This window comes from Herbaspirillum sp. CAH-3, assembly GCF_009668275.1.
Taxonomy (GTDB): Bacteria; Pseudomonadota; Gammaproteobacteria; order Burkholderiales; family Burkholderiaceae_D; genus Herbaspirillum; species Herbaspirillum aquaticum.
In genome coordinates this window covers 176367-201675 of record NZ_VSWE01000002.1, presented here as the reverse complement: position 1 = coordinate 201675, position 25309 = coordinate 176367, and the positions used below count along the sequence as shown (strand labels likewise).

Annotated in this window: 21 protein-coding genes; 10 read left to right on the top strand and 11 right to left on the bottom strand. The window is 62.7% G+C overall.

The features are described from left to right. Positions 1-300 precede the first annotated feature (300 nt). From FYB76_RS03650 to FYB76_RS03635, 4 genes are read left to right on the top strand one after another with little or no spacing between them, the layout of a single operon-like run. The gene (locus tag FYB76_RS03650) at positions 301-2799 is read left to right on the top strand and encodes a type VI secretion system Vgr family protein (RefSeq protein ID WP_154132727.1); all 2499 of its coding nucleotides are present in this window, start codon (positions 301-303) and stop codon (positions 2797-2799) included. A gap of 22 nt (positions 2800-2821) precedes the next feature. Beyond that, on the top strand, positions 2822-5068 hold the full coding sequence (locus FYB76_RS03645; RefSeq protein ID WP_154132726.1) for a M23 family metallopeptidase: 2247 nt from the start codon (positions 2822-2824) through the stop codon (positions 5066-5068). Further along, on the top strand, positions 5069-5680 hold the full coding sequence (locus tag FYB76_RS03640; RefSeq protein WP_154132725.1) for a hypothetical protein: 612 nt from the start codon (positions 5069-5071) through the stop codon (positions 5678-5680). Then, a complete protein-coding gene (locus FYB76_RS03635) occupies positions 5677-6375 on the top strand; it encodes a hypothetical protein (protein ID WP_229296864.1) in 699 nt (232 codons plus the stop codon). Before FYB76_RS03640 ends, FYB76_RS03635 begins: the two co-directional genes overlap by 4 nt. A 108-nt stretch (positions 6376-6483) precedes the next feature. On the opposite strand, the gene FYB76_RS03630 is transcribed toward FYB76_RS03635, so the two are convergent. The 9 genes from FYB76_RS03630 to FYB76_RS03590 form a co-directional block, all read right to left on the bottom strand. Then, positions 6484-7260 (bottom strand): class II aldolase/adducin family protein, encoded by a 777-nt coding sequence (locus tag FYB76_RS03630; RefSeq protein ID WP_034334430.1) that lies wholly within the window; start codon positions 7258-7260, stop codon positions 6484-6486. 38 nt (positions 7261-7298) lie between these two features. Further along, on the bottom strand, positions 7299-8381 hold the full coding sequence (locus FYB76_RS03625) for a ketopantoate reductase family protein (RefSeq protein ID WP_154132724.1): 1083 nt from the start codon (positions 8379-8381) through the stop codon (positions 7299-7301). Positions 8382-8410: 29 nt separating this feature from the next. Next, the gene (locus FYB76_RS03620) at positions 8411-9160 is read right to left on the bottom strand and encodes an ABC transporter ATP-binding protein (RefSeq protein ID WP_034334426.1); all 750 of its coding nucleotides are present in this window, start codon (positions 9158-9160) and stop codon (positions 8411-8413) included. Continuing rightward, complete coding sequence (locus FYB76_RS03615; RefSeq protein WP_154132723.1) at positions 9150-11054, bottom strand: ATP-binding cassette domain-containing protein; 1905 nt, start codon at positions 11052-11054, stop codon at positions 9150-9152. The genes FYB76_RS03620 and FYB76_RS03615 overlap by 11 nt, the downstream gene beginning before the upstream one ends. Then, positions 11051-12085, bottom strand: a complete 1035-nt coding sequence (locus FYB76_RS03610) for a branched-chain amino acid ABC transporter permease (RefSeq protein ID WP_088757101.1) — start codon at positions 12083-12085, stop codon at positions 11051-11053. The genes FYB76_RS03615 and FYB76_RS03610 overlap by 4 nt, the downstream gene beginning before the upstream one ends. A 133-nt stretch (positions 12086-12218) precedes the next feature. Then, a complete protein-coding gene (locus FYB76_RS03605; RefSeq protein ID WP_154132722.1) occupies positions 12219-13394 on the bottom strand; it encodes an ABC transporter substrate-binding protein in 1176 nt (391 codons plus the stop codon). A 94-nt stretch (positions 13395-13488) separates the two neighbouring features. After that, the gene (locus FYB76_RS03600) at positions 13489-14232 is read right to left on the bottom strand and encodes an SDR family NAD(P)-dependent oxidoreductase (RefSeq protein WP_088757099.1); all 744 of its coding nucleotides are present in this window, start codon (positions 14230-14232) and stop codon (positions 13489-13491) included. 2 nt (positions 14233-14234) lie between these two features. Continuing rightward, positions 14235-14606, bottom strand: a complete 372-nt coding sequence (locus tag FYB76_RS03595; protein ID WP_034334415.1) for a hypothetical protein — start codon at positions 14604-14606, stop codon at positions 14235-14237. A gap of 53 nt (positions 14607-14659) precedes the next feature. Then, entirely contained in the window at positions 14660-15820 is a 1161-nt protein-coding gene (locus FYB76_RS03590; RefSeq protein WP_088757098.1) for an acyl-CoA dehydrogenase family protein, read from the bottom strand. 226 nt (positions 15821-16046) lie between these two features. Here FYB76_RS03590 and FYB76_RS03585 point away from each other — a divergent pair, with 226 nt between their 5' ends. Both FYB76_RS03585 and FYB76_RS03580 read left to right on the top strand, forming a co-directional pair. Continuing rightward, positions 16047-17588 (top strand): ATP-binding protein, encoded by a 1542-nt coding sequence (locus FYB76_RS03585; RefSeq protein WP_154132814.1) that lies wholly within the window; start codon positions 16047-16049, stop codon positions 17586-17588. 338 nt (positions 17589-17926) lie between these two features. Then, positions 17927-18985 carry a porin gene (locus tag FYB76_RS03580; protein WP_154132721.1) on the top strand — a complete coding sequence of 353 codons (1059 nt, stop codon included), beginning with the start codon at positions 17927-17929 and terminating at the stop codon, positions 18983-18985. A 111-nt stretch (positions 18986-19096) separates the two neighbouring features. Here the strand turns inward: FYB76_RS03580 and FYB76_RS03575 are convergent, their stop codons facing one another. Then, complete coding sequence (locus FYB76_RS03575; RefSeq protein WP_088757096.1) at positions 19097-20026, bottom strand: LysR family transcriptional regulator; 930 nt, start codon at positions 20024-20026, stop codon at positions 19097-19099. Positions 20027-20362: 336 nt separating this feature from the next. Here FYB76_RS03575 and FYB76_RS03570 point away from each other — a divergent pair, with 336 nt between their 5' ends. The 4 genes from FYB76_RS03570 to FYB76_RS03555 all read left to right on the top strand — a co-directional run bounded on the left by FYB76_RS03570 (position 20363) and on the right by FYB76_RS03555 (position 24420). Continuing rightward, positions 20363-21529: an amidase gene (locus FYB76_RS03570; protein WP_154132720.1), complete on the top strand. Its 1167-nt coding sequence runs from the start codon at positions 20363-20365 to the stop codon at positions 21527-21529. A gap of 80 nt (positions 21530-21609) precedes the next feature. After that, entirely contained in the window at positions 21610-22896 is a 1287-nt protein-coding gene (locus FYB76_RS03565; RefSeq protein ID WP_088757094.1) for a Rieske 2Fe-2S domain-containing protein, read from the top strand. A gap of 5 nt (positions 22897-22901) precedes the next feature. Continuing rightward, positions 22902-23402, top strand: a complete 501-nt coding sequence (locus FYB76_RS03560) for an aromatic-ring-hydroxylating dioxygenase subunit beta (protein WP_154132719.1) — start codon at positions 22902-22904, stop codon at positions 23400-23402. Between the two features lie 49 nt (positions 23403-23451). Continuing rightward, positions 23452-24420 carry a PDR/VanB family oxidoreductase gene (locus FYB76_RS03555; RefSeq protein WP_154132718.1) on the top strand — a complete coding sequence of 323 codons (969 nt, stop codon included), beginning with the start codon at positions 23452-23454 and terminating at the stop codon, positions 24418-24420. A gap of 228 nt (positions 24421-24648) precedes the next feature. Here the strand turns inward: FYB76_RS03555 and hpaC are convergent, their stop codons facing one another. Then, positions 24649-25206, bottom strand: a complete 558-nt coding sequence (gene hpaC / locus FYB76_RS03550) for a 4-hydroxyphenylacetate 3-monooxygenase, reductase component (RefSeq protein WP_154132717.1) — start codon at positions 25204-25206, stop codon at positions 24649-24651. Positions 25207-25309 lie beyond the last annotated feature (103 nt).

The following is a 25309-nucleotide window of genomic DNA, read 5'->3' as shown; positions in this document are numbered from 1 at the left end:
AGAAAATCAGCACTCCATCAAAACACCCGAGCTGTCTTGACTATGGCTTGGCGAAAGCCACTACGCTAATCGTCCGAAAAATCGAATTACTTCCATTGAGAAAGTGCCTCGCGCAACGGAGACTGTCGCCTTCGTCGCCCGCGGCCTTGGCTGTACCGAGGAGTCCATGGGCATTGGCCGCATCAGGGACATCCTCCTTCCAAACGGGCAGGCGCGCTTCGCATCAGGTGCTGCGATTTTCTCCTGTTTGTTCACTGGCATGTTCCCGACTGCGCGAATTCTCTCTGGAAGCCGCATCGCATGCCCTCCCCCTCGCCGAATCATTCACCACGCTCCCACGCGCGCATCACGCAGCATCGCCGGCTGCTCCAGCTGGACTCGCCACTTGGTCCAGACGTCCTCTTGCCACAACGGCTGATCGCCACCGAGCGACTCAATGATGGCTACGAAGTCACCCTCGATCTGCTGAGCACGCATACCGGCATCGCGCTGGAGCAGTTGATTGCGCAGCCAGTCACGCTGTGGATCCGGCAGCATGAGGGCGAGACCCTGCCCTGGCATGGCTACGTGCATACTGCAAAGCGCCTGGGCAGTGACGGCGAACTCGATTTCTGCCAGCTCTCGTTCTCTTCGTGGCTGCATTTCCTGCGCTTTCGCAAGGACGCCCGGATCTGGCAGGACAAGCGGACCGAGGACATTCTCGCTGACGTCTTCAACAACCATCCGCAAGCACGCGGCCATTACCGCTTTGTCCTTGAACGAACTTACGTCCCGCGCTCCTATTGCACCCAGTACGAGACCGACTGGCATTTCGTCCAGCGCCTGTTGGAAGAAGAAGGCTGGTTCGCCCATCACGAGCAGCGGGAAGATGGCAGCGGCCACGTTCTGGTCATCACCGACAATACCTGGAACCTGCCCGGCTTGCCCCGGCAAGGCATCGCCTTCCACGGCGCCGCCCCCCGCGACGAGCTCGACAAGATCCTGCATTGGAGCGCCAGCCGCACGCTTTCCTCGAAGTCATGGCGAGGGCGCACCGACGACTACAAATCGCCTCGCATGCAGAAGGAGGCCGAAGAACAGGTGATGCCCGAATACGGCCACCTGCCCGCGCAGCTGGAGATGTATGAATACACCGGCGCTTACAGTTTCAGGCTGCAGGAAGACGGCAATCGCCAAGCCGATCTGCAAGTTGAGCAATGGGAGTCTGCCATGCAGCGCTACGCAGCCGTCTCGGGCGTGCGCAATCTGGCCTGCGGGCGCTGGTTCAGGCTGGAAGAACATCCCCAGTACCGGACCGAGCCCGACAGGGAACGCCAGTTCGTCATCCTCGCCATCGACTGGTTCATTGAGAACAACCTGCCCCTGTCGCATCAGGCACTGGATTTTCCGGGCAGCCTGAAAGGCACACTGATGGCCTTCAAGGAGTCGATCCGGCGCGAACGGCAGGTCGATGAAACGGACAACGAGCACACCGGCCATTGCTTCAACCGCTTCGAGGTACAGCGCCGCAAGCTGCCGTTTCGTGCTGCGCGCACGCATGCCAGGCCGCTCATGCTGCCGCAGACGGCCATCGTCGTGGGGCCGGCCAGTGAGGAGGTCTATACCGATCACCTCGATCGCATCAAGGTCCAGTTCCGCTGGGACCGCATCAATCCCGGCAACGAGGCGGCGTCCTGCTGGGTACGGGTGAGTTACCCCAATGCCGGCCAATCCTGGGGTGCCCTCCAGGTGCCGCGCATCGGGCAGGAAGTCATCGTGTCCTTCCTCAACGGCGACCCGGACCGGCCGGTGGTGACCGGTCGCTTGTTCAACGGGGAGCAGCGTCCGCAGTGGCATACCGACGGACGGCTCTCGGGCGTGAAATCCAAGGAGTTCGGCGGCACCGGGTTCAACCAGATGGTGATGGACGACACCCCTGAGCAAAGCCGGATTCATCTCTACAGCACCAATACCCATGCGCAATTGAATCTCGGCCACCTGGTCAGCCAGACGGGCAACGAGCGTGGCGGCTTCTTCGGAAGCGGCTTTGCACTGAGCACCGATGCCTACGGCGCCATCGTCACGCACAAGGGCTTGTACATCAGCACCTATGGACGACCAGGCGCACAGGGTACGCAACTCGATGCCAATGAGGCTACCGGTCAGCTGAAGTCCGGCGCGGCCCTCAGCCGGACCCTGTCGGAGACAGCAGCGAAAGCGGGCGCTGAAGCGCTCGCAGCGCATGAGTCATTGTGCGATTTCATCGATGCCACCCAGGCGGATTACGCGGATCCGTCGCAGGCGCAGGCCAATCGTTTCAAGCAGGCCGTTCTGCTGGCGGCCTCCCCGGATGGCATTGGCCTCACTACCCCCAAGGGGGTGCATACGCATGCTGGTGCGGAGCTCACGCTGTCATCGGGAACGGATACCAGCATCGCTGCCGGTAAAAGCCTGCTGGCCAGCGTGGCCGAGAAGATCAGCCTGTTCGCCTTCAAGGCCGGGATCAAGCTGTTCTCCGCCAAGGGCAAGGTGGAGGTGCAGGCCCAGAGCGACGACCTGGACCTGATTGCCGAGAAGGTGGCCCGGCTGCTGTCGACGAGCGGGCGCGTCGAGATACATGCAAAAGACGAAGTGTTGATATCCGCCGGCGGGTCCTTCATCCGGATCAACGCCTCCGGAATCACGCACGGGACGGCTGGCACATGGGAAGCCAAGGCATCGCAGCATGCGATGACAGGTCCGGCGCGCGTGTCGTATGCGATGCCATTGCTGCCCGCGAGCGACTTGAATCTGCCCAAGCGCTATCCCTACTCACAGTGAGTTTTTCTTCAACGAGGACATCATGCTGATCAGTCCCCCTTTCCTGCCGCCGCGCACGGAGCAACAGAGCGAAGACGAATGGCTCGACCTGGCCATGAATGGCGATGCACCCGGCCGGGGTGCTTTCCCGGTCAGTTTCAATCTCGGGTGGCACGGCGGGATTCACCTGACCGCTCCGAGGACAGGCAACGCGCATGAGCCGGTCAGGGCCATTGCGGATGGCACCATCGTCTTTGTGCGCCCGCCTACGAAAGGCTTGCCCAACCTGCCGCCTGAACATCCTCTCATGTACAACGGTGCCACCAGCGATGGCGTGGTCGTCATCAGGCATGAAGCCGAGATTGGCGAAGGTGAACAGGCGCGCGTCGTCTTCTTCAGCCTCTACATGCACCTGCATGCCATCGCACCGGCCGCGCGGGTCAATCGCTTCGTGCATCGCAAGGAAGTCATCGGGAACGTAGGCTACATCGATGGAGAGATGGGGCGCATGCACTTCGAGATCATTTGCGACGATGCGAATCTCGCCAGGCTCACGGGCCGCGCTTCAGGTCCGTTGCCGCTCACGTCGGACGGACGAAGCGACGTCATCTTTGGCGAAATCCATTTCCACATCCCTGCCGGGACGCCGGTCTACGACAAACAGCCGCTGGCACATTCCGCGCAGGCATTGACGGCAGCACCAAAACCAAGCCGTCCATCGCGCGACAAGGAGCCCGATCCCCCGGTTGCGCTCTCTGCCGTCCACATCACCGCCAGTGACATGATCCTGGGCGTGCGCTATCCCGGCGCAGAGGGCAACGTCGCCAGCACCGGAGAAGCGGTGCTCACCACTTACGCGATGGACGGGACCAGGACCGGCACGCCGGTCAGGGAAAAGGATGGCGAAGCCGATCTCTACAAGCATGCGGTCCGGATCGCCAACGCCTGTCCCGAAGCGCAGCGCCCTGCCCCGAGCGCCGTGTATGAACTGCTGCGCTTTGGCCGCGTGATCGGACCGGACAAGCTGCCATCCGCCAGCCTGCCCCATTGGAGAAAGCTGTCTTATCCCGGCGGAGAAGGCTGGATCAACCTGAATGCCGCCAACATCCGCAAGTTCAGCGATGCAGATTTCCCGCACTGGAAGCAGTGGCGCCTCATCAATGACGATACCGATCAGGATAGCCGCTGTGATTCGCGGACGATCCGGGGCTGGCTCGATACCGACAAGGATGGACGTGTCCAGCCGGCAGAAGCCAGGTCCAGGATGGCCGAGGTGGACATGGCCTACAAGCTGCGCCGGGTCATCGCGCGGTTTCCAACTGAGTGGGAGAGCAGCACGATCGAGGCGCGCTGGGGATGGTTGAAGACCAGCACGGCGGAAAATCCGACGCCGTTGAGCAATACGGATTTTGAGGCCTTGCGTGCGCATATCAGCGCCCTTGCCTTCTGGCCCGGGGGTACTGAGCTCCCCAGAATTCATTGGCACTGGCATCCGAAGGAATTCATTCGCCACTTCCGCAAATGTGCGTGGCTGAGCGCAAAGGATCTGGCGCGCATCTATCCGGATGAGAAATATCCGTTGAAGGCGTTGGAGGCAGAGGGACGCCAGCGTACCCCGGCCTCCATTCGGGAAACTTACCGCAAAGACCTCAACAAGGTGATGCGCAAGTACCTGATCAATTCACCGGTGCGGATGACACATTTTCTGGGTGAGGCGGCGGTGGAATGCATGTACCTGGTGATCATGGCGGAGGGGGCGGTCAGTTTTGCCAGGAAACCGACGCATGAGAGTTTTCAGCCGGAGGATGCGGGGTTCTATGCCCCCGAGAAACCGGGCTATCTCAAGTATCTGTCGGGGAAGCTTGGCAACATCGAGCCCGAAGATGGGCCCAAGTTCAGAGGGCGTGGGATCAAGCAACTGACGGGGAGAGAGAACTACGCCAAGTATTGGGTATATCGAGGATGGCTCTCACCCACCTCATTTGCAACAACTTGGTGGAAACCATCCGAGCCCAAAAAGGCACCGAAAATCCCGGACCCGCAAAGACTTTCGATCAATGTTTATAACGCAGTGGATTCGGGCGGATGGTACTGGACTGCTGGAGCTAGAGATAACCAATTCAAAACAATCAATTTGAAAATAAATTCCCTCGTTATCGATCAACCTTTGGTCAAAGAGGTAGCAATAGCAATCAACGGAAAAGATCCTCTTACGCAAGAACCTAACAATTTAGTTGAACGCGTGAAGGAAACTCAATGGACCAAATCAATCACTATGGATGGAGTGTAAATGCAAGCAACCCAGAAATCGGTGTTCCTTTTTTTTCTTATTTTTACGAACTCCGGCGATGTTCAGGCTTTGTCTCAAAGTGACTTGGATCTGGTCAAAAGAGACCTGAATATTCCAAAGACGTGGACCATCTCGCAAAAGGCATCTCCATGGAATAGCAGTACTGGCGACACATATTGCACGGTTCTGATGTCCACCGACCGAAGAAAATGGCTAGGGAATTTCTGCATTTCATCCAGCTCACAAGTTCGCTTTGACGTGGGCGTCTGGGACGAAGTACCTGACGAAGAGTATTGGGGTGACCGCAGCAAAGAAGAGATCGGCTATTGGAACGTCACCCCGATGTTCATCTATCCGATGACGCCATTCATTACCCACCCCATCAAGAATTATGCCGCGGAAATTGACTGTAATTTGGGGGATGGAATCGGCTATAGACCTACCAACACCTGTCACAGCGCCTATTACCAACTCCGCGAGGGCGTGTTCATTTACAGCATATTTCATCTCTCCGATGATGTAAGGCGCAAACAGAAGGCGCGAATCTCGGACATTAGAAATCTATGGATTCATGTCGGCAAAAAGATCGAGGGGAGATCTAACCCAAAATGAAGAAGCAGACGGACGAGAGAGTGCTGCGGACCACAAAAAATCGCATCTCCGGCGCAAAGCCCAACACCGACCGCGGAAGAACTTATATGCAAGCGATCAGAATATTGCTCTTTGCCTTTCTACCGATATTTGCAGACCCTGCTTTTTCGCAAGTCCTTTCCAGAAATGAGGCAATCGCGCTTACCCGGGATTTACGCTTTCCCAAAGCGTGGCACATGTCCAAAAACATGAAACTAGTTAGCAAAGACTATCCAGATAGCTACTGCACCGTCTTCCACTCTACAAAAACGAAGAAGTGGCTAGGCGAACTATGTATCTCGTCCAATAAGGACTTTATCTGGACGATGGGTTTCGCTGAGACAGTCCCCGACGAAGAACGTTGGGGCGATCGGGATGAACAGCAGATCGGTTATTACACATTTACCCCCCTCTTCACCTATCCAATGACACCCCTAATGGCCGATCCGATACAAATTTACGCTGCCGAGTCAGACTGTTATCTCGACGACGGCCCGGTGTATCGAGCTACCAGCATGTGCCATACCGCGCTTTATGAACTGCGTCCCGGCGTCTTCATCTTCACCGCCTTTGACTTCTTCGACAACGTCAAGCGCAAGCAAAAAGCGCAACTATCAGACATCAAAGACCTATGGATTCAAGTAGGAAACAGGATCAAAAAAGAATCAAGGTACTGAAACACCGCAATACCCCACCGTTTTCTCCGACTGGCCCGTCGCTAGGCTCCGGGCCATATTGGGCGGCACCCGCTCCGCCCGGACCAGTCCCACTAATCTCTCGCAAGATCAACCCACCTGATAAACCCCCTTCAACATCTTGCGCACAATCGCCTCAAAGAAAATCACCGCAAACCCGTCATTGCGAATGAGCTGCTGCGTCAGGTCCGCACATTTCTGCCTCACCGCATCCGGCAACAGCTGATCCTCGCCCGCCATCGACCGTCCCGCCACCTGGATCTCGGCCGCCCGCTGCACCGTCCACAGCAGGAAGAAGGCGCGCTGGATATCGCTCTCGCACACCGCCACCCCGTGATTGCGCAAGACCAGGATGTGCTTGTCCCCGAGGCTCTGCAGCATGCGCTCCTTCTCCTCCGCAAACAGCGTGATCCCCTCGAACTCGTGATACCCGATGCGCCCGAACAATTGCGCCCCATAGAAATCGTTGTGCTCGAAACCGCTCTTCTTCATCGTCACCGCCGAGATCGGCGTGGTATGCGTGTGGATCACGCAGCGCAGGTCATCACGCGCACCATGGATGGCACTGTGCAGCGCAAACCCCGCCGGGTTGGCCTTGTAATCCGACGGTTCGGCCAGTTGCCCATCCAGCCCGACCTTGAGCAGGTTGGCCGGCGTGACTTCGTTGTAGTTCAGCGCAAAGGGATTGACCAGGTAATGATGCTCCGGCCCCGGCACGCGCACCGAGATGTGGTTGAAGATCATCTCCGTCCAGCCCAGGTAATCCACCAGCCGGTAACAGTGCGCCAGCTGGATGCGCAGCGCCCATTCTTCGTCGCTGCAGTGGGATGGCTTATCTGCGCCATAGCTGAATTGCATGATATTCATCGATTTGACTCCTGAATTCGTCAATGAGGTGATCGCGCTCAGGCGGCTCGTGCCGCCGGCTGCGGTTGTTGTGTCTGCTGCGCTCTCTGTTGTCCTGTCTGCCCTGTCTGCTGCTGCGCCGCCTCGCCGCGAAAACGCGCCAGCGATACGATAGCCCGCGTGATCGGCATCGGGATGGCATAACGCGCGGCCATCTCCAGCACTGCATCGCCGATGGCCGCCAGCTCCAGTGGCCGTCCGCGCTCCAGGTCCTGCAGCATCGAGGTCCGGAACGCCCCCATGGCCTCGCCCAGCTGCAGGAAGGTCAGTGGATCGATGTCCACCCGCGCCCCGTGGCTGGAAGCCACCAGCAAGGTCTCGCGCATGATCTGGCTGACCACCTCGCGCAGCTCGGGCAAGCCGTACAACTGCTGCAGCGTGCCCTGCGTGATGACCGACAGCGGATTGGTGCTGATGTTGGCAATGATCTTGGTCCACAGCTTGTCGCGAATGCGATCGGTGGCGCGGGCTTCGATACCGGCAGCTTCCACCGCCGCCCGCACACGCATGAGGCGCTCGCTCATCGCCCCGGATGGCTCCCCCAGCACCATCAGGTGCGGATTGACCGAGCGGATCACGCCCGGACTGTCGACCTCGGCCGTGATGAAGAGCACGCTGCCAATGAGCCTGTCCAGCGCAACCGCATTTGACAGCGCACCGTCCGGGTCCACGGCCTTGACGGTTTCGCCATCGAAGCGCCCGCCCTCGCGGTGGAAATACCACCACGGCACGCCATTGTTGGTCGGGATCACCACCGTCTCTTCGCCCACCATGGGCGCGATCTGGGGCAGCAGGGCTGACATGTCCTGACTCTTGGCGCACAGGAAAATGACGTCCTGCATGCCGAACTCCGGCAACTGGCTGGCCGCCGGACGCGCGTGCGTGGTGCCGTGCAGGTCATGCAGGGTCAGGCCGCGCTCGCGGATGGCCTGCAGCGTCTGGCCACGCGCCAGTACGCTGACCTGGTGGCCGGCCGCCGACAGGCGCACGGCCAGGGTGCCGCCGATGGCGCCGGCACCGGCGATGCAGATGCGCAAGGGTTCAGCAGGTGATGCAGCAGAGGGGGAAGTTGCGTTGCTCATGGCAATCACTCAATCAATCAGGAAAATGTTCAGCCAGCCAGCTTGTCCTGGTGCTTGCCGGACAAGCCCAGGTAAGCCTCGATCACGCGGCGGTCATGGGCCAGCTGGCTGGCCGGGCCATGCATGCGGATCTCGCCGTTCTCCAGAACGTAGCCATAGTCGGCCACCTGCAGCGCGGCGCGCGCGTTCTGCTCCACCAGCAGGATGGAAACGCCCCGCCGGCGCAGCTCGGCGATGATGCGGAAGATCTCGCGCACGATCAGCGGTGCCAGCCCCAGGCTGGGTTCGTCCAGCATCAGCAGGCGCGGCTTGGCCATGAGCGCACGACCCACGGCCAGCATCTGGCGCTCGCCGCCCGAGAGCGTACCGGCCTGTTGCGTGCGGCGTTCACGCAAGCGCGGGAAGAGCGTGTAGACTTCCTCCAGCGTCGCCGCGTAATCACGCTGGCCGGTGCGGTAACGCTGGAAGGCCCCCAGCATCAGGTTGTCCTCGATGTTCATCTCCGAAAACAGCTCGCGCTTCTCCGGCACCAGGGTCATGCCGGCCGCCACCATCTCTTCGACCTCGGGCGAGTGGCGGATGGTGCCGTCAAAGGCCATCGCCCCGCGCGAGGGCAGCACGCCCATGATGGCCGAGAGCAGCGTGGTCTTGCCCGCGCCGTTGGGGCCGATCACGGTGACGATCTTGCCCTGCTCCACCGACAGGTCGATGCCCGACAGCACCTGCACCCGGCCATAGGCCGCCGACAGGTCGCGTACTTCCAATACCTTATTGCCCATGATGTGCTCCTGCTGCGATGGCATTGCCCGCGCCTTCTTCGACCGCTGCGCCCTCTTCCTCGTCGGCCACGCCCAGATAGGCTTCCAGCACGGCGCGATTGTTCTGGATCTCTTCGGGCAAGCCCTCGGCGATCTTCTGGCCGAAGTCCATCACCACGATGCGGTCCACCAGTTCCATCACGAAATCCATGTCGTGTTCCACCAGCAGGATGGCCATGCCCTCGCTGCGCAGCTTGCGCAGCAGGTCGCCCAGCGCCTGCTTCTCGCCCAGGCGCAGGCCCGCTGCGGGTTCATCCAGCAACAGCAGGCAGGGATCGGCGGCCAGGGCACGGGCGATTTCCAGGATGCGTTGCTGGCCCAGCGACAGCGCGCCGGCCTGTTCGTACATCTGCGCCTTCAATCCGACACGTTCGATCTGGCGTGCCGCTTCAGCCAGGATGCGCGCCTCTTCCTGGCGATCCAGACGCAGCATGGACGACAGCACACCGCGCTGGCCACGCAGGTAGGCGCCGATGGCAACGTTCTCCAGCACCGTCATGCGCGGCATCAGGCGCACGTGCTGGAAGCTGCGGCTCATGCCCAGCCCGGCGATATGGCGCGAACCGCGACCGGTGACCTCGTGGCCACGGAACTGCACGCTGCCCGAGGTCGGTGTATCGACACCGGAAATCTGGTTGAAGAGCGTGGACTTGCCCGCACCATTGGGGCCGATCAGGGCCAGCACTTCACCGGCCATCACTTTCAGGCTCATGTTGTTGTTGGCCACCAGGCCGCCGAACTTGCGGGTCACCTCCCGCACGTCCAGCACCACCTCCTGCGGCGCAGGCATGGGGCGGCGCGGCAGCGCTTCGGCGTGCGGGTCGATCTCCAACCGACGGCTGCGCACCGGTACCAGGCGAGCCAGGTAAGGCCACAGCCCATCGCGCGAACGCTGCAGCAGCACCACGATCAGGAGCCCGAAGACGATGGTCTCGAAGTTGCCCGAGCGCCCCAGCACCACCGGCAGGATGCCCTGCAGCCATTCCTTGAGCACCACGATCAAGGTGGAGCCCAGCACCGCGCCCCACACATGGCTGGCCCCGCCGAGTACCGCCATGAAGAGGTAGTCGATGCCGAAGCCCAGCCCGAAGGGTGAGGGATTGACGAAGCGTTGCATGTGCACGTACAGCCAGCCCGACAGGGCTGCCAGGACGGCAGCGATCACGAAGACCACGATGCGCATGCGTGCCGTATCGATGCCCATGGCCTCGGCCATCACGATGCCGCCCTTGAGCGCGCGGATGGCGCGGCCCTCGCGCGAGTCCAGCAGATTGCTCAGGGCCGCCACACCCAGCAGTACGGCCACCCAGATCAGGCCAAACATCGCCCGGTCAGAACTGAGCGCGATGCCGAAGAACGTGATGGAGGGAATGCCCGACATGCCGGTCTGCCCGCCCATGCTCTCCAGCGTGCCGAAGATGAAATACAGGCTGATGCCCCAGGCGATGGTGCCCAGCGGCAGGTAGTGGCCGGAGAGCTTGAGCGTGACGCTGCCCACGGCAAACGCCAGCACGGCCGTCAGCACCAGGGCCACCACCAGGGCCACCCAGGGCGATTGCATCCACAGCAGCGCATCGGGCAGCGGCAGGATCTTGGCCGACAGCGCCGCCGAGAAGTAGGCTCCCAGACCGACGAAGGCCGCCTGCCCGAAGCTGGTCAGGCCGGCCACTCCGGTCAGCAGCACCAGCCCCAGCACCACCAGGGAAGCCAGGCCGATGTTGTTCAACAAGGTCATGGTGAACGGCGGCAGCACGAAGGGGGCTGCTGCCAGCAGGACCACGAACAGGCCCAGCGCCGCGCGCGAGGACAAGCGCGCCACCGGACGTTTGGACGAAGTGGAAGAAGCGGGTTTCATTCTTCTTCCTCCACGTGACGGGTCGACAGGGAACGCCATAGCAGGATGGGAATGATCAGCACGAAGACGATGATTTCCTTGTAGGCACTGGCCCAGAAGGTCGAGAAGGATTCGATGAGGCCAATGGCCAGTGCGCCGATGGCCGCCACCGGATAGCTGACCAGCCCGCCGATGATGGAACCGACGAAGCCTTTCAGGCTGATCAGGAAGCCCGAGTCATAGTAGATGGTGGTGATGGGGGCGATCAGCACGCCCGACATCACGCCAATGAGTGAAGCCAGCAGGAACATGGCCTTGCCCGCGAACACCGGCGAGATGCCCATCAGGCGCGCGCCCATGCGGTTCAACGCAGCAGCGCGCAAGGCCTTGCCATAGAGCGTGCGCTCGAACATCAGGAACAGTCCGACGATGAGCAGCAGCGATACGCAGATCACCCACAGCGCCTGGCTGGAAAAGCGCAGGCTGCCCAGTTCCAGGCTGGCCTCGGTGAAGGGCGCCGTGCGCGCGCCTTCGGGGCCGAACACCAGCAATGCCACGCCGACCAGCGCCACGTGAACGGCGATGGAGACGATCAGCAGCACCAGCGGCGAGGCCGAGGCAATGGGCTGGAAGGCCATGCGGTACATCAGCGGGCCCATCGGCACCAGCAGCAGCAGGGTCATGGCGATCTGCGCCAGCATGGGCAAGGTGGAGAAATTGAGATTGAGGGCCAGGCCCGCCACGACCACCGCATACACCAGCTTGGCCGGCAGCCACAGGCTGGGCCGGCGGCGGCTGGCGCGCCACATGTCGTAGAGATCGAAGGCACAGGCGCCCAGGCACATGGCCACCAGCAGCCAGGCCACGGTGAGCGGCTGGCCGTTCTGCATCATGCCCATGGTGAGCGCGCCGAAGGAGACGAACTCGCCCTGCGGAATCAGGAGGATACGGGTGACGGTAAAGACCAGGACGATGGACAGCGCCAAGAGCGCATAGATGGCGCCGTTGGTGATGCCGTCCTGTCCCAGCAGCGCCACGATTTGGAGATTCATTGCGACTTCCTTGTGGAGCCGGCGCGCGCTGCCATCCAGCCGGGAACGACGCGCCAGGTTCGGGATGCGTGTGGAGGTGGGGCTCTGCGCCGGCCCGGCGTGGAGGCCGGGGCCGGCGCAGCAGGCAAGGGCCTTACGGTTTGAGCAGGGTCCAGTTGCCACCCTTGACGGTGATCAGTTCGCGCCCGCGTTCATCGAAGCCGCTGTGGTCCGCCGGGCTCATGTTGTAGACGCCCTGGGTGCCCACCACTTCCTTGGTGTTTTCCAGTGCATCGCGCAGGGCGGCGCGGAATTCCTTGCTGCCCGGCTTGGCCTTCTTGGCGGCCACGGGGATGGCTTTCTCCAGCAGCAGGCCGGCGTCATAGACGTTGGCGCCGAAGGTGGCAGGCACGGCGTTGTACATCTTCTTGTACGCTTCGATGTAGTCGGTGGCCACCTTCTTGGACGGATTGCTGTCGGCGATCTCGGGCAGCACCAGCATCAGGCTGGCCGCGAGAATGGTGCCCTCGACCTTGTTCTTGCCCAGCTGCAGGAAGGCCGGCAAGGCCGCGCCGTGGGTCTGGTACATCTTGCCCTTGTAGCCCTGGTCATAGAGCGTGGTCTGCGGCAGCACGGTGGCGGCGCCCGGGGCGGCTACCAGCACCGCATCCGGATTGGCCGCGAGAATCTTGAGGGTCTGCGCGGTGACCGACGTATCGGTGCGCTGGTAGCGCTCGTTGGCCACGATCTTGATGTTGTTCTTGGCGACCAGTTCGCCAAAGACCTTGGCCCAGTTCTCGCCGAAGGGATCGTTGATGGTGATGAAGCCTACCGTCTTGACCTTGGTCTTGACCATCTGCGCCACCAGCGCGTTGGCAATGAGGTCGTCGTTCTGGGTGGTCTTGAAGACCCACTTCTTCTGCTCCGTCATCGGCAGCACCACGGCTGCCGTGCCCACCGGGGCCAGCATGGGCACGCCGGCTTCGGCCGCAAAGGAGATCACGCCCATGGCATTGGGTGAACCGCTGGGGCCGATGATGGCATCGACGTTGTATTCGGAAATCAGTTTCTTGACTTCGGTGACCGACTTGGTCGGATCGCTGGCGTCGTCCAGCGAAATGTATTCGATCTTCAGGTCACCGGCCTTGGCCGGCAGCAGCGGCACGGTGTTCTTTTGCGGAATGCCCACCAGCGAGACCGGCCCGGTGGAGGAGGTGACGACCCCGACCTTGACCTGGGCCATGGCAAGATTGCCGACGACGCTGGCGAGGGTACCGGCAGTGGCCAGGACGGCGGTAGCGGCGGTGGCAATCAGGCGTTTGTGCAGCATGTGTTTCTCCCTTGTTGGTTGAGATGATGGCGGGCTTCCCCACGCCGCCACCGATCTGGACAGCAATCTGGCATCGGCACCAGGCCGATCCTCATCAACGCATGTAGAGCCCGCCGTTGATGTCGAGGCAGGCACCGGTGGCCGAACCCGCATCGGGCGAGGCCAGCAGCAGGACCGCATCGGCGATGAAATCGGGTTCGCCCAGCGTCTTGACCGGAATGGTGGCGATGGTCGCGGCCAGCTTGTCGGCCGGCACGATCTCGCGCACGATCGGCAGGTCCAGCGGGCCCGGCGAGATGGCATTGACGGTCACCCCGGCGCCAGCGAGTTCACGGGCAAAGACCTTGGTCAGCGTCAGTACCGCGCCCTTGGCCGCAGCATAGTGCGCGCCGGTGGCCGTACCGCCGTTTTGCCCGGCCAGCGAGGCGATGTTGATGATGCGTCCGTAGCCGCGATCGGCGAAGCGCTTGCCGAACACCTGGCACGCAAGAAACGTGCCTTTCATGTTGATGGCGGTGACCTCGTCCCACTCCTCGGGAGTGATCTCCATCAAGGCTGCCACACGTGAACGGCCGGCATTGTTGACCAGCACCGCAGCACCGCCCCAGCGCAGTTCGATGGCGTCGCAGGCGGCGATGAAGTCGGGCTTGCGGCGCACGTCCAGGGCCAGCGGCATGGCGGTGGCGCCGCTCACGTCGAGACTGGCGGCCACTGCCGAGACCTGCTCCAGGTCGATGTCGGCCAGCGCCACCTTGTAGCCGGCCGCGTGCATCTTGCGCGCGATGCTTTCACCGAGGCCGCGTGCGGCACCGGTGACCAGGGCAATCTTCTTGTCCATGATCAGCCGCCCTGGATGATCAGGGCACGGCCCACGCGGGCTTCGATCTTGCCGTACTTCCACAGGCGGTGTTCACCGACCATGGTGGTACGGAACAGGTTGCAGGCCGCTACCACCGTATCGAGGTCGGCCACGTCGGCCATGATGTAGAAGGTCCACGGGGCATCGTCGGACTTGCCCACCATGAGGCGGTCATCATCCATGGTGCCCAGCACCTTGATGCCGTCCATGGTGGCCAGCGCCGTCATCATCTGGCCATAGGCCTGCCACACCGGACCGGTCTCGGTGGCGGGAAGGTCGAAGAAGTTTTGCGTCACGCCGACACAGAAGAGGACGCGCAGCGGTTCTTTATCATTGCTTGGGACTTGGCTCATGAGGGCTCCGGGCTGAAAACTTGGAAATCAAAAAAGAGAAAGGACGCAGCGGCTTACAGGAAGCCCGGCATCGGCGGCACGCCCAGCGTGACCGCACCGGCACCGTCATAGATGCCCTCGCCCAGGAAGGCGTGCTGCTTGACCACGGCGGCATCGCGCAGGTAGCGCTGCAGCGGGTGGTTGCTGTAGATGGCAGTGGTGCCGGCCAGGCCGAACATGGCCTGCGTGACTTCATTGCCGACCTTGGCAATTTCGACGGCGGTCAGGCGCAGCAGGCTGACCTGCTCGGGCGTGACGGGATTGCCGGCGAGGATGGAATGCCAGACTTCGCTGGTGGCGTCGTAGAGGAAGGCGCGCGCCGAACGCAATTTCGCTTCGGCCTTGGCCACCTCGATGCGCACATAGGAACGGTCGGCCAGCTTGGGCGCACCGGTAATGGCCACGCGGCCGCCGGACATCTGGTTGATCTCGTCGATGGCGGCGCGTCCCACGCCCAGGTTCACCACGGCCAGCACCTGCGCCGCATAGGCGATGGTCGGATAGCGATACAGCGGTTCATCGATGGTGGGCACGCCGCCACGAATGAAGGTCCACTCCTCGGGGACGAATTGCTGGCTGACCTTGAGGTCATGGCTGCCGGTGCCGACCAGGCCCATCACGTCCCAGTTGTCGATGATCTCGACCTGCTCCGGCGGCAGCACGGCGGTGCGCGGCTTGGAGCCAGCCTGCCCAGGCACGGCCGCGCCGATACCCACGCCCAGCATATCGGCGCCCTTGCAGCCGCTACCGAATTTCCAGGTACCGTTGACCATCCAGCCGCCCTCGACCTGCTCGGCCGGCTGCAGCGGGAACAGGCCACCGGCGAAGGTCAGGTCCGGGCCCTTGGCGTAGAGCTTGGCTTGCGTTTCCTTGGGCAGGGCGGCCAGGTAGACCGAGGCCGAACCGAAGCTGGCGACCCAGCCGACCGAAGCGTCGGCGACGGAAATGCGTTCGATCATCTGCAGGAAACCCATCGGCGAGAGGCCGCTGCCGCCGAAGCATTGCGGGGTGGCGGCGCGATAGACGCCGACCTTCTTCAACTGCGCGATGAAATCCTTGGGCACGAAACGTTGCGCGGCGAATTCCTCGCGGCGCGCGCGGATCTCGGCCAGCAGCGGGACCAGGGCGTCTTCTTCACGGGCGGCCAGCGCGGCCGGGTTCTCCATCACGGACATTGCATTCTCCAGGTGGCTTGCATCAGAATGAAGTCGAGTGTAGGGAGCGGCGTATCCCGGTTCAATCGGGAGCGCTGCAGCTTTTTTAGGGGAATAGGTGAAGCTTTCTAAAGAAAACCCCTAGAACCCATTTCACAAAGCAGCGCCGGTGCGCACTTCCATGCGTGAACTCATCCTTGGCGGCGAGACCGGCCTGCAGATCATGAAGCAATCACCGAGACGAGCGATGCCAGAACAAACCGCTGCACCAGTTTCCCCTGCCCTGCCGGATGACAGCATCCGCTTCGGCCTGGACGATTTCCGCCGCATGATGGAAGCGCTGCCCATGTGCATCATCCTGCACGACGCCCAGACCAAGTCCATCCTCTGGGCCAATCCCTCGGCCTGCCAGGTGCTGGGATTCACGCTGGAAGAACTGCTGCCGCTCAAAGCCCCGGACATGAGCCGGCAGTCGCACGAATACCGCCGCGAGATCGGCCGCAAGTGGCTGCACGATGCGGTGCTCCACGGCAGCAACATGGTGGAGTGGTGCTACCGCGCCAAGAACGGCGACGAGATTCTTTCGGAGGCCATTGCCACGCTGGTGCCGCTGACCGAGCGTGACGTGATCATGGTGCAGTTCCGCGACATTGCGCGCGAGGAGCAAATCCGGCGCGAGATGAAGAAGCTGGAAAGCCGCCTCAAGGAATTCATGCAGGACTCCGACGAAGGCGTGACGGTGCTGCGTTCGGATGGCGGCATCGAATACCTGAGCGACGCCGGGCGCAAGCTGCTGGGCGTGCGGCCGGGCCAGAACCCGCCCAAGAACTTCGTCGAACAATGCCTGCCGGAGTCGCGCGATGAATTGCTGGAACTGCTCACGCTAGCGCTGCCGGATGCGATCAGCTTCCCGCTGCGCTACCAGATCCTGCGCAAGGATGGAGCGGTGCGCTGGCATCATGCGGTGTGCCGCTACATCGAGATCGAGAACGACCTCAAGGGCCACCTGCTGCACTTCCACGACATCACCGACCAGGTCGAGGCGGAGGAAGCGCGCCGCCGCGACCAGGCCTCGCTGGAATACCTGGCGCGCCACAATGCCATGGGCGAGATGGCCACGGCCATCGCGCACGAGCTGTCGCAACCGCTGGCGGCGATCCGCAATTTCCTCGAAGGCTCGGTGTTGCGCCTCAAGCAGAGCGAGGCCCTGCTTGAGCAGGCCGGACAGATCGTGTGGGGGCTGGAGAGCGCCGGACGGCAGGTCGACCATGCCGCCACCATCATCAAGAGCGTGCGCGAATACGTGGTACGGCTGGAGCAGAGCGAAGGCCTGATCGACCTCAATGCCGTGCTGGAGGAAGTGCGCTGGTTCATCGAGATGAAGGCCGCCGAGGGCAAGGTACACCTGCACATCGAACCGGGCACGCAGCCGCTGGTGGTGAGCTGCGAGAAGGTGCTGGTGGGCCAGGTGATCTTGAACCTCGCCTTCAACGCCATCGAGGAAATGATGGCCTTTCCCGAGGGCGCAAGGCATGTGCGCATCAGCACCGCCCGCAGCGCCGGCAATGCCCTGCTGACGGTGGCCGACGAGGGACGCGGCATCGATGCCGGCCATCGCGAGCGGCTCTTCGATGGCTTCTTTTCTTCCAAGGTCAGCGGCAACGGGATCGGATTGGCGCTGTGCAAGAACATCATTGCGCGCCATCGCGGCGATATCTGGGCACAGCCCGGAGAGACCTGCGGCACGCGCTTCTGCTTCACGCTGCCGTTGGTGGAACGCCACAACTAAAGATACCTTTAGCCGCACCACACGGCGCGCCGCCTTGGTGATCGCGCGCACTCGCGTGGTGAAGTTCTGCACGTTTATCCCGTCCACCAGGGGATTCATGCACCGGATTCGAGAGTCGGGGACTTATCTGCCACATGCATGAATCGGGCTTATTCCATCTATCCGCTGCATCAATTTGATCTGGCGCAAATGCGCTTCCTATGATGGGCACACATGACGACTTGTCATGCACGCCACGCAGACCTCCACCGCACCAGGCTGCGTTCGCCGCTGCGCACCGGACTCAACCGGCACGCTGCGCGACCATCACACTGCAACACCACAGGGAGCCTTGTCACATGAAGAAGAAATTACTGGCCGCCGCCTTGCTCGCGGCCGGCACGGGGATGGCACATGCACAGAGCAGCGTTTCCATCTATGGCCTGATCGATCTGGGCCTGACCTATTATTCCAACGCCCCCAAGACCGGAGGCGGCAGCGCTTCGCTGCTGCGCATGGACAGCGGCATCGCCCAGGGCAGCCGCATCGGCTTCAAGGGCATCGAAGACCTGGGCGGTGGCTTGAACGCCTTCTTCACCCTGGAAACCGGCTTCGGCGCCGATGACGGCAGCCTGGGCCAGGGCGGCCTGATCTTCGGCCGCCAGTCCTTCGTCGGCCTGGGCAGCAAGGAACTGGGCTCCATCAGCGTGGGTCGCCAGTACGACTTCATGGCCAACATCGGTGGCCAGTATGCGATGGGCGCACTCTCGCCGGCCGGCTCCTTCGGCTGGGGCCTGCACGCCGATGCCGCGCACGGCACGGCCTTGAACAACCACATCTATGCCGGTGACCGCACCAACAATTCCATCAAGTTCAACAGCGCCAAGCTCGGTGGTTTCAGCTTTGGCGCCATGCTGGGCATGGGCGAAGTGGCGGGCAACAGCAATGCCGGACGTACCGTCAGCGCCCTCGGCCAGTACGACAGCGGCGCCTTCAGCGGCGGCCTGGCCTACACCGACATCAAGAACAGCACCGGCAGCGCGGCCACCCGCATCTACGGTGGCGGTGCGCGTTACCAGATCGGTGCCTTCACCCCCTTCGGCGTGATCACCCAGGTCAAGAACACCGGCACCGGCGCCAAGGCCACCACTTATGAACTGGGCACGGTCTATGCATTGACGCCGCTGTGGGATCTGGCTGCCGCTTACCAGTTCCAGAAGCGCAACCAGGGCGTGGGCAACGCCCAGGCACTGGTGGCGACGGTGGACTACAAGATCTCCAAGCGCACCGACCTCTACGTGGGCGCCGTCTATGACCGCGACAAGGGCTACAACGCCTATCCGGTCTTCGGTGGCGGCATCCAGTCGTCGACCGGCAACCAGACGGCCGTCCGCCTGGGCATGCGTCACCGGTTCTGAGAACGGGCTACTTGAGGAGGGACGGCCGCTGCCGACATCCGGTGGCCGTCCCGCACGCAGGAGAGAACGGCCCGCCGCAGTGGCGGGCCTTCTGCTTTGGGGCGAGATGGATCAGCTGCTGCGGCCGTAGCTCTGCAGCATGTCGATGACGATCTGGCGCAGCCAGGTATTGCCGGCGTCGGCATCGAAGGCCGGATGCCAGTGCAGGGTGATATCCACCGCCGGCAGCTTGACCGGCAGCTCATAGGAAAGGAACACGTCCGGATGCTCGCTGTGGAACAGCTTGGCGATGCGCGCCGGCACGGTGGCCACCAGGTCGGATTTGCCGAGGATGCGCGGCAGCACCGTGAAGTGCGGAATCGACAGGCTGATCTTGCGCTGCACGCCGAGGTTGCGGAACGCGTTCTCGACCTGGTGATGGCTGCTCTCGGCCGACTCCACCAGCACATGCGAGAGCGCCAGGAATTCGTCGAGCTCCAGTTGTTCCCGCGCAGGCAGTGCCGGGCGCTTGCGCATCATGCAGACATAGGTTTCGCGGAACAGCTGTTCGTGACAGGTCACCGCCTTGAGCGCCGGCAGGTTGCCGAAGGCGAAGTCGAGCTGGCCGGTGCGCAGCGCTTCTTCCAGGTGCGCCGGCGGTACCTGCTCCACCTGCAGGCGCGTATGCGGGGCCTGCGCGGTCAGCAGTTCGCACAGCTGCGGCAGGAACATCATCTCGGCCACGTCCGTCATCGAGGCGCGAAAGACGCGCGTGCTGGCGGCCGGGTCGAAGCGCTCGGTGTAGCGCAGCGCATCCTGCACCGCCTGCAGCGCGCGGTTGATGGGCTTGGCCAGTTCCAGCGCCGCCGGGGTGGGCTGCATGCCCTCCTTGGTGCGGATGAAGAGCGGATCGTCAAAGATCTGGCGCAGCCGGCCCAGCGCATAGCTCACAGCGGGCTGCGACAGGTGCAGGCGGTTGCCGGCCAGGGTCAGGCTGCGTTCGTCGGCAATGGCCTGGAAGACGCGCAGCAGGTTCAGGTCCATGTTGTTGAAGGTCGCCATAGCAGTCTCCGGATGGGGTCGCGCGGGGCCTGGGCCCGATGAGTCAAATCAGGGAAAGCGGCGATCACTATCCATGCCGCTTATGTGAAAAATATTTTACATCAATTTGATCTATTTTAAGGCGACTTTTAGAATGCTTCACATCAGCCAAGGAAACCGCCTGCATGCCGCGCCCGACGTGGATTGCCAGCCTGGTCGGCCCCATTTGAACGGATGCGCGATGAGCCCTCAGCCAATTTCTTCATCTCCCTCGCCGACGCCGCGCAAGCGCAACGGCCAGGCGGCCCTCGCCGCCCTGCAGCAACAGGCCCGCATTGCCTGCCTGGGAGCGGCAGGATGAGCCACACTTCCCCGCGCACCGTCCCCGGCACCGGCCACGCCCTGCTCTCGCGTTTTCACCTCGGCGGCAGCGGCCCCACGGTGGCCATCAAGGATTGCATCGACATCGCCGGCCAGCCCACTTGCGGTGGCAGCGCCGCCCTGGCCGATGCGCCGCCGGCCACGGCCCACGCCGACGTGGTCAGGAAGCTGCTCGACGCCGGCTGGCAGATCACCGCACGTGCCAACATGCACGAGCTGGCCTATGGCATGACCGGCATCAATGACTGGAACGGCACTGCCGTCAATCCGCAGGATGCCAGCCGCATGACCGGCGGTTCTTCCAGCGGCTCGGCCTCGGCCGTGGGCGCGGGGCTGGTGGATGTGTCCATCGGCAGCGATACCGGCGGCTCGATCCGCCTGCCCGCGGCCTGCTGCGGCGTGATTGGTTTCAAGCCGACCTTCGGCCGCGTCAGCCGCGCCGGCGCCTATCCGGCGGTAAGCAGCCTGGATTGCGTAGGCCCCTTTGCGCGCAGCATGGACCTCATCATCAGCGCCATGGCCAGCATCGCGCCCGGTTTTGACCGCGCTGCCGCTACCGCAGCGGCAGCACAGGCCCGCGTCAAACTGGTGACGGTGCAGGCCGATCCCGGGATCGCGCAAGCAGTGGCCGCCGCCTTCGCCGCCAGCGGCTGGACGGGCGACGCCTGGACCCCGCAGTACATGCAGGCCGCCTTCGAGGCCGGCATGACCCTCATCAACCGAGAGACGCATGACGCCTTCGGCCACCTGCTCGGCCTGGGCAAACTGGGCGCCGATATCGAGAAGCGCCTGGCGGCCGCAGCCGCCACCACCGATGAAGCCGTGGCCCAGGCCGAAGCCGTGCGTGCGGCCTTCAGCGCCGAAGTCGACGCCGCGCTGACTGACGCCGATGCGCTGCTGCTGCCGACCCTGCCGTCGCTGCCGCCGACGCTGGAGGCGATCCGCCAGGGTACCTCGGTGCTGATGCTGTCCTCGCTGGTGCGGCCCTTCAACCTGTCCGGCCATCCGGCCCTGAGCATCCCGGTGGCGATTGCCGGCAGCCCGCTCAAGGCCGGACTGCAACTGGTTGGCCGCAAGGGGGATGACGAACGCATCTGCGCACTGGGCCTGCACCTGGAACAGGTACTCAAGCAACGGCAATGACCACCACGCGGATCACGCATTGACCGCATCAAGCTCGCCACATCAACACTGACAACGACTGCAAGCCACTGGAGAAAGCCATGAACGCACCGCTACGCTTCCACCCGCGCAAGACCGATTCATCCTATGCCGACCTGGTACAGGATGCGGTGGTGGACCCTTCGCTCTACACCGATCCGGCCATCTTCGAAGCGGAGATGGACAAGATCTTCTACAAGACCTGGATCTGGGTCGCCCATGAAAGCGAGATCAAGAATCCGGGCGACTTCAAGACCGCCCAGATCGGCCGCCAGCCGGTGATCGTGGTGCGCGACAAGACCGGCAAGATCAACGTGCTGGAAAATCGCTGCCGCCACCGTGGCGCCACCGTCTGCGAAAAGCACAAGGGCAATGCCACCGGTTTCACCTGTCCTTACCACAGCTGGTCCTATGGCCTGGACGGCAAGCTGCGCGGCCTGCCCTATCCGGAAGGCTACGAAGACGTCATCGAGAAGGCCGACCTGCCCCTGCAGAGCCTGCGTGCGGAAAGCTACAACGGCATGATCTTCGCCTCCTTCAACCAGGAGATCGAACCGCTGTCTGACTTCCTCGGCCATGCCAAGAAGTGGATCGACCTGTTCATGAAGCAGGGCGCAGGCTTCCCCGTGAAGGTTCAGGGCGAGCACAAGTTCAGCTTCAAGGGCAACTGGAAGATCCAGCTGGAGAACACCACCGACGGCTATCACTTCCCGGTGGTGCACAAGACCTTCCTGTCGTCGGTCGATGAAGAGACCTCCGAGATGCTCTCCTTCATGACCGATGACCAGTCCATCACCCGCTCGCTGGGCAATGGCCACAGCGTCATGATCATGGTGCCGGAACACGTGGACCTGGATGTGGACGATGGCAGCGAACAACTGCAGGAGCGCTTCGCCCACGTCACCGAAGAACTCTCCAAGACCATGCCGCCCGAACAGGTGCGCCGCATCGTGCGCTCGCTGCACGGCGCCGGCTTCAACCTGAACCTGTTCCCCAACGTGGCCATGTCGATGTCCTTCTTCCGGGTGCTGCATCCGGTGTCGGTGGGCGAGACCCAGATCCGCCACGTGGCCCTGGGCATGGACGGCGGCCCCGAGATCGCCAACCGCGAACGCCTGCGCATCCACGAGCACTTCCAGGGTCCGTTCGGTTTCGGCAGCCCCGACGATGCCGAAGCCTGGGAACGCGTGCAGGCCGGTTCGCACGCCGGCCGCGATGCGCCCATCCTGGTCAACCGTGGCCTGAACCGCGAATGGGTGGACGACAACGGCGACAAGGTGTCGCACTCGACCGATGAAACCGGCATGCGCGAAGCCTATGCCATGTGGAAAAAGATGATGGAGAAATGATCACCATGAACCAACAAGACACCCTGCAAGGCATCCCCGCGCCCATGGCGCGTGCCATCGCCTTCATCTGGAAAGAAGCTGAACTGCTGGACAAGAAGGACTATGCCGCCTGGCAAGCCCTGTGGACCGCCGATGGCTACTACGTGGTGCCCATCGATCCCGACACCACCGACTACGCAGCCACGCTGAACTACGCCTACGACAATGCCCACATGCGCAAGATCCGCATCGAGCGCCTGACCTCGGGTCACGCGATGTCGGCCGTGGATGCGGCAGCGACCGTGCGTACCGTTTCGCGCTTCGTGCCGGTGCACTTGTCGGAGGAGCTGGTGGAGATCACCTCGGCGCAGGTCCTGGTGGGCTACAAGCGCCAGCAGCATACGATGTTCGTGGCCAACGTCACGCATCGCCTGCGCTTCACGCCCCAGGGTCCGAAGATCGAGCAGAAGGTGATCCGCCTGATCAACTCCATGGACAGCCTCAACGCCCTGGGCTTCCTGCTCTGAGCGCGCAGCGCCCATTCGCAATTGAAATGAACCGACGAGTATTGGCCTCATGAAACTGATCGTAGACACCGTTACCGACGAAACCGGCGACATCCGTTCCTTCCGCCTGGTGCGCGCCGATGGCGCCCCGCTGCCGGCTTACGAGCCGGGGGCCCACATCGACGTCACCGGGCCGACTGGGATCATGCGCCAATACTCGCTGTGCGGCCCGCTCAAAGACCGCTGCGGCTACACCATTGCGGTCAAGCGTGAACCCGCCTCGCGGGGCGGTTCAGCGGCCCTGCACGATGCCGTACGGGCCGGCACGGAACTGGAAGTGGGCACGCCCCGCAATCTCTTCGCCCTCGATGCCAGCGCACCGGAACACCTGCTCTTTGGCGCGGGCATCGGCGTGACGCCGCTCTTGGCCATGGCCTATCGCCTGTGGGCCGAACAGAAACCTTTCACGCTGCATTACTTCGTGCGCGCGCGCGAACACGCGGCCTTTGCCGACCTGCTGGAAAACGCGCCCTTCGCCGCGCAGGTGCGTTTCCACTACGCGGTCATGCCGGCGCAGATGGAGCATTACCTGACGGCCTGCCTGGAAGCCGGCAGCAGGGAAGCCCACGTCTACACCTGCGGCCCCGCCCCCTTCATGGATGCGGTGGTCAAGTGTGCCGCGGCCAGCCGCAGCGAGGATGCCATCCACCTGGAACACTTCGCTGCACCGGTGGCCCCGGCCGCTTCTGGCGACGGTGCTGCCGGCGGCGATGGCGCCTTCGAAGTGAAGCTGGCCAGCTCGGGCAAGGTAGTGCAGATCCCGGTGGGCATTCCCATCGTCGATATCCTGGCGCGCGAGGGCATCGTCATCGATACCTCCTGCCGGGAAGGCATCTGCGGCACCTGCGTGGTGCCGCTGCTGGAGGGCGAGCCGGATCATCGCGACAATTGCCTCTCCAAGAAGGAGAAGGCGGCCAATGACCAGATCTGCACCTGTGTCTCGCGGGCCAGGTCGGGGATGCTGGTGCTGGATCTCTGAGCACTGCTTTACCTTCTCTCCATTTTCTTTTTTTCAGACAACCGTTCGGACTGAGTAGCGGCTTGGCCGCGTATCGAAGGCGCACAGAGGGGAGCGCCTTCGATACGCCGCTGCGCGGCTACTCAGTCCGAACGGTTTTTTTTAAACGAAACAAACACCCCCGGAAAGCATGAATGCCGTTCAGCATTACGCTGAACGGCATTCATCTTTAACCCCAAGGAAAGAATCTCAGAGCGCCGTACGCTTGACCTTGTGGAACAGCCGATTGAAATAAATGAGGCTGTCCTTCTTCTCATTGACCTTGACCTCGGCCAGCTCCACGAACATCACCGAGTGCGTACCCACTTCCTTGAATTCGCGGATGCGTCCCTGCAGCTTGACCAGCGCATCGGCCAGCACCGGCTGCCCCAGTTCGCCGGGTTCTTCCCAGATATCCCAGCCGAAGCGCTCTTCCATCGGGACCTTGGTGGCACCGGAGAAGTGCATGGCCAGTTGTTCCAGCTCGTCCGAGAGCACGTTGACGCACAGTCGGCCATTCTTCTTGAACACGTCATGCATGGCGCTGCCACGATTGATGCAGACCAGGATCGTGGGCGGCGTATCGGTCACCGAACAGACGGCCGAGGCGGTGATGCCGCAACGGCCGCCTTCGCCATCGGTGGTGATGATGGACACGGCGGCCGGCAGGTGTGCCATGGCATTGCGGAATTCCAGTTGCTCGGGGGCAAGGGGCGCGCGCACCACAGGTGCGGCGGGCGTTTCTTTTTGGATGGCGGTGGTGCTCATGGGATCTCCCTGTTATGCACGCCGATGAAGCACGGCGCTCGATGACAGCAGGTTAAGGCATGCCCATGGTGCGGGCAATCCGTGCCACACGCCCGCCCCACAG

Coding starts and splice junctions, on each gene's coding strand:
- FYB76_RS03590 (WP_088757098.1), bottom strand. CDS start 15,820: ATGTCCGTGATGGAGAACCCGGCCGCGCTGGCCGCCCGTGAAGAAGAC.
- hpaC (WP_154132717.1), bottom strand. CDS start 25,206: ATGAGCACCACCGCCATCCAAAAAGAAACGCCCGCCGCACCTGTGGTG.
- FYB76_RS03630 (WP_034334430.1), bottom strand. CDS start 7,260: ATGAATATCATGCAATTCAGCTATGGCGCAGATAAGCCATCCCACTGC.
- FYB76_RS03645 (WP_154132726.1), top strand. CDS start 2,822: ATGCTGATCAGTCCCCCTTTCCTGCCGCCGCGCACGGAGCAACAGAGC.
- FYB76_RS03565 (WP_088757094.1), top strand. CDS start 21,610: ATGAACGCACCGCTACGCTTCCACCCGCGCAAGACCGATTCATCCTAT.
- FYB76_RS03620 (WP_034334426.1), bottom strand. CDS start 9,160: ATGGGCAATAAGGTATTGGAAGTACGCGACCTGTCGGCGGCCTATGGC.
- FYB76_RS03570 (WP_154132720.1), top strand. CDS start 20,363: ATGAGCCACACTTCCCCGCGCACCGTCCCCGGCACCGGCCACGCCCTG.
- FYB76_RS03610 (WP_088757101.1), bottom strand. CDS start 12,085: ATGAATCTCCAAATCGTGGCGCTGCTGGGACAGGACGGCATCACCAAC.
- FYB76_RS03625 (WP_154132724.1), bottom strand. CDS start 8,381: ATGAGCAACGCAACTTCCCCCTCTGCTGCATCACCTGCTGAACCCTTG.
- FYB76_RS03615 (WP_154132723.1), bottom strand. CDS start 11,054: ATGAAACCCGCTTCTTCCACTTCGTCCAAACGTCCGGTGGCGCGCTTG.
- FYB76_RS03555 (WP_154132718.1), top strand. CDS start 23,452: ATGAAACTGATCGTAGACACCGTTACCGACGAAACCGGCGACATCCGT.
- FYB76_RS03650 (WP_154132727.1), top strand. CDS start 301: ATGCCCTCCCCCTCGCCGAATCATTCACCACGCTCCCACGCGCGCATC.
- FYB76_RS03575 (WP_088757096.1), bottom strand. CDS start 20,026: ATGGCGACCTTCAACAACATGGACCTGAACCTGCTGCGCGTCTTCCAG.
- FYB76_RS03585 (WP_154132814.1), top strand. CDS start 16,047: ATGCCAGAACAAACCGCTGCACCAGTTTCCCCTGCCCTGCCGGATGAC.
- FYB76_RS03605 (WP_154132722.1), bottom strand. CDS start 13,394: ATGCTGCACAAACGCCTGATTGCCACCGCCGCTACCGCCGTCCTGGCC.
- FYB76_RS03600 (WP_088757099.1), bottom strand. CDS start 14,232: ATGGACAAGAAGATTGCCCTGGTCACCGGTGCCGCACGCGGCCTCGGT.
- FYB76_RS03635 (WP_229296864.1), top strand. CDS start 5,677: ATGAAGAAGCAGACGGACGAGAGAGTGCTGCGGACCACAAAAAATCGC.
- FYB76_RS03580 (WP_154132721.1), top strand. CDS start 17,927: ATGAAGAAGAAATTACTGGCCGCCGCCTTGCTCGCGGCCGGCACGGGG.
- FYB76_RS03595 (WP_034334415.1), bottom strand. CDS start 14,606: ATGAGCCAAGTCCCAAGCAATGATAAAGAACCGCTGCGCGTCCTCTTC.
- FYB76_RS03560 (WP_154132719.1), top strand. CDS start 22,902: ATGAACCAACAAGACACCCTGCAAGGCATCCCCGCGCCCATGGCGCGT.
- FYB76_RS03640 (WP_154132725.1), top strand. CDS start 5,069: ATGCAAGCAACCCAGAAATCGGTGTTCCTTTTTTTTCTTATTTTTACG.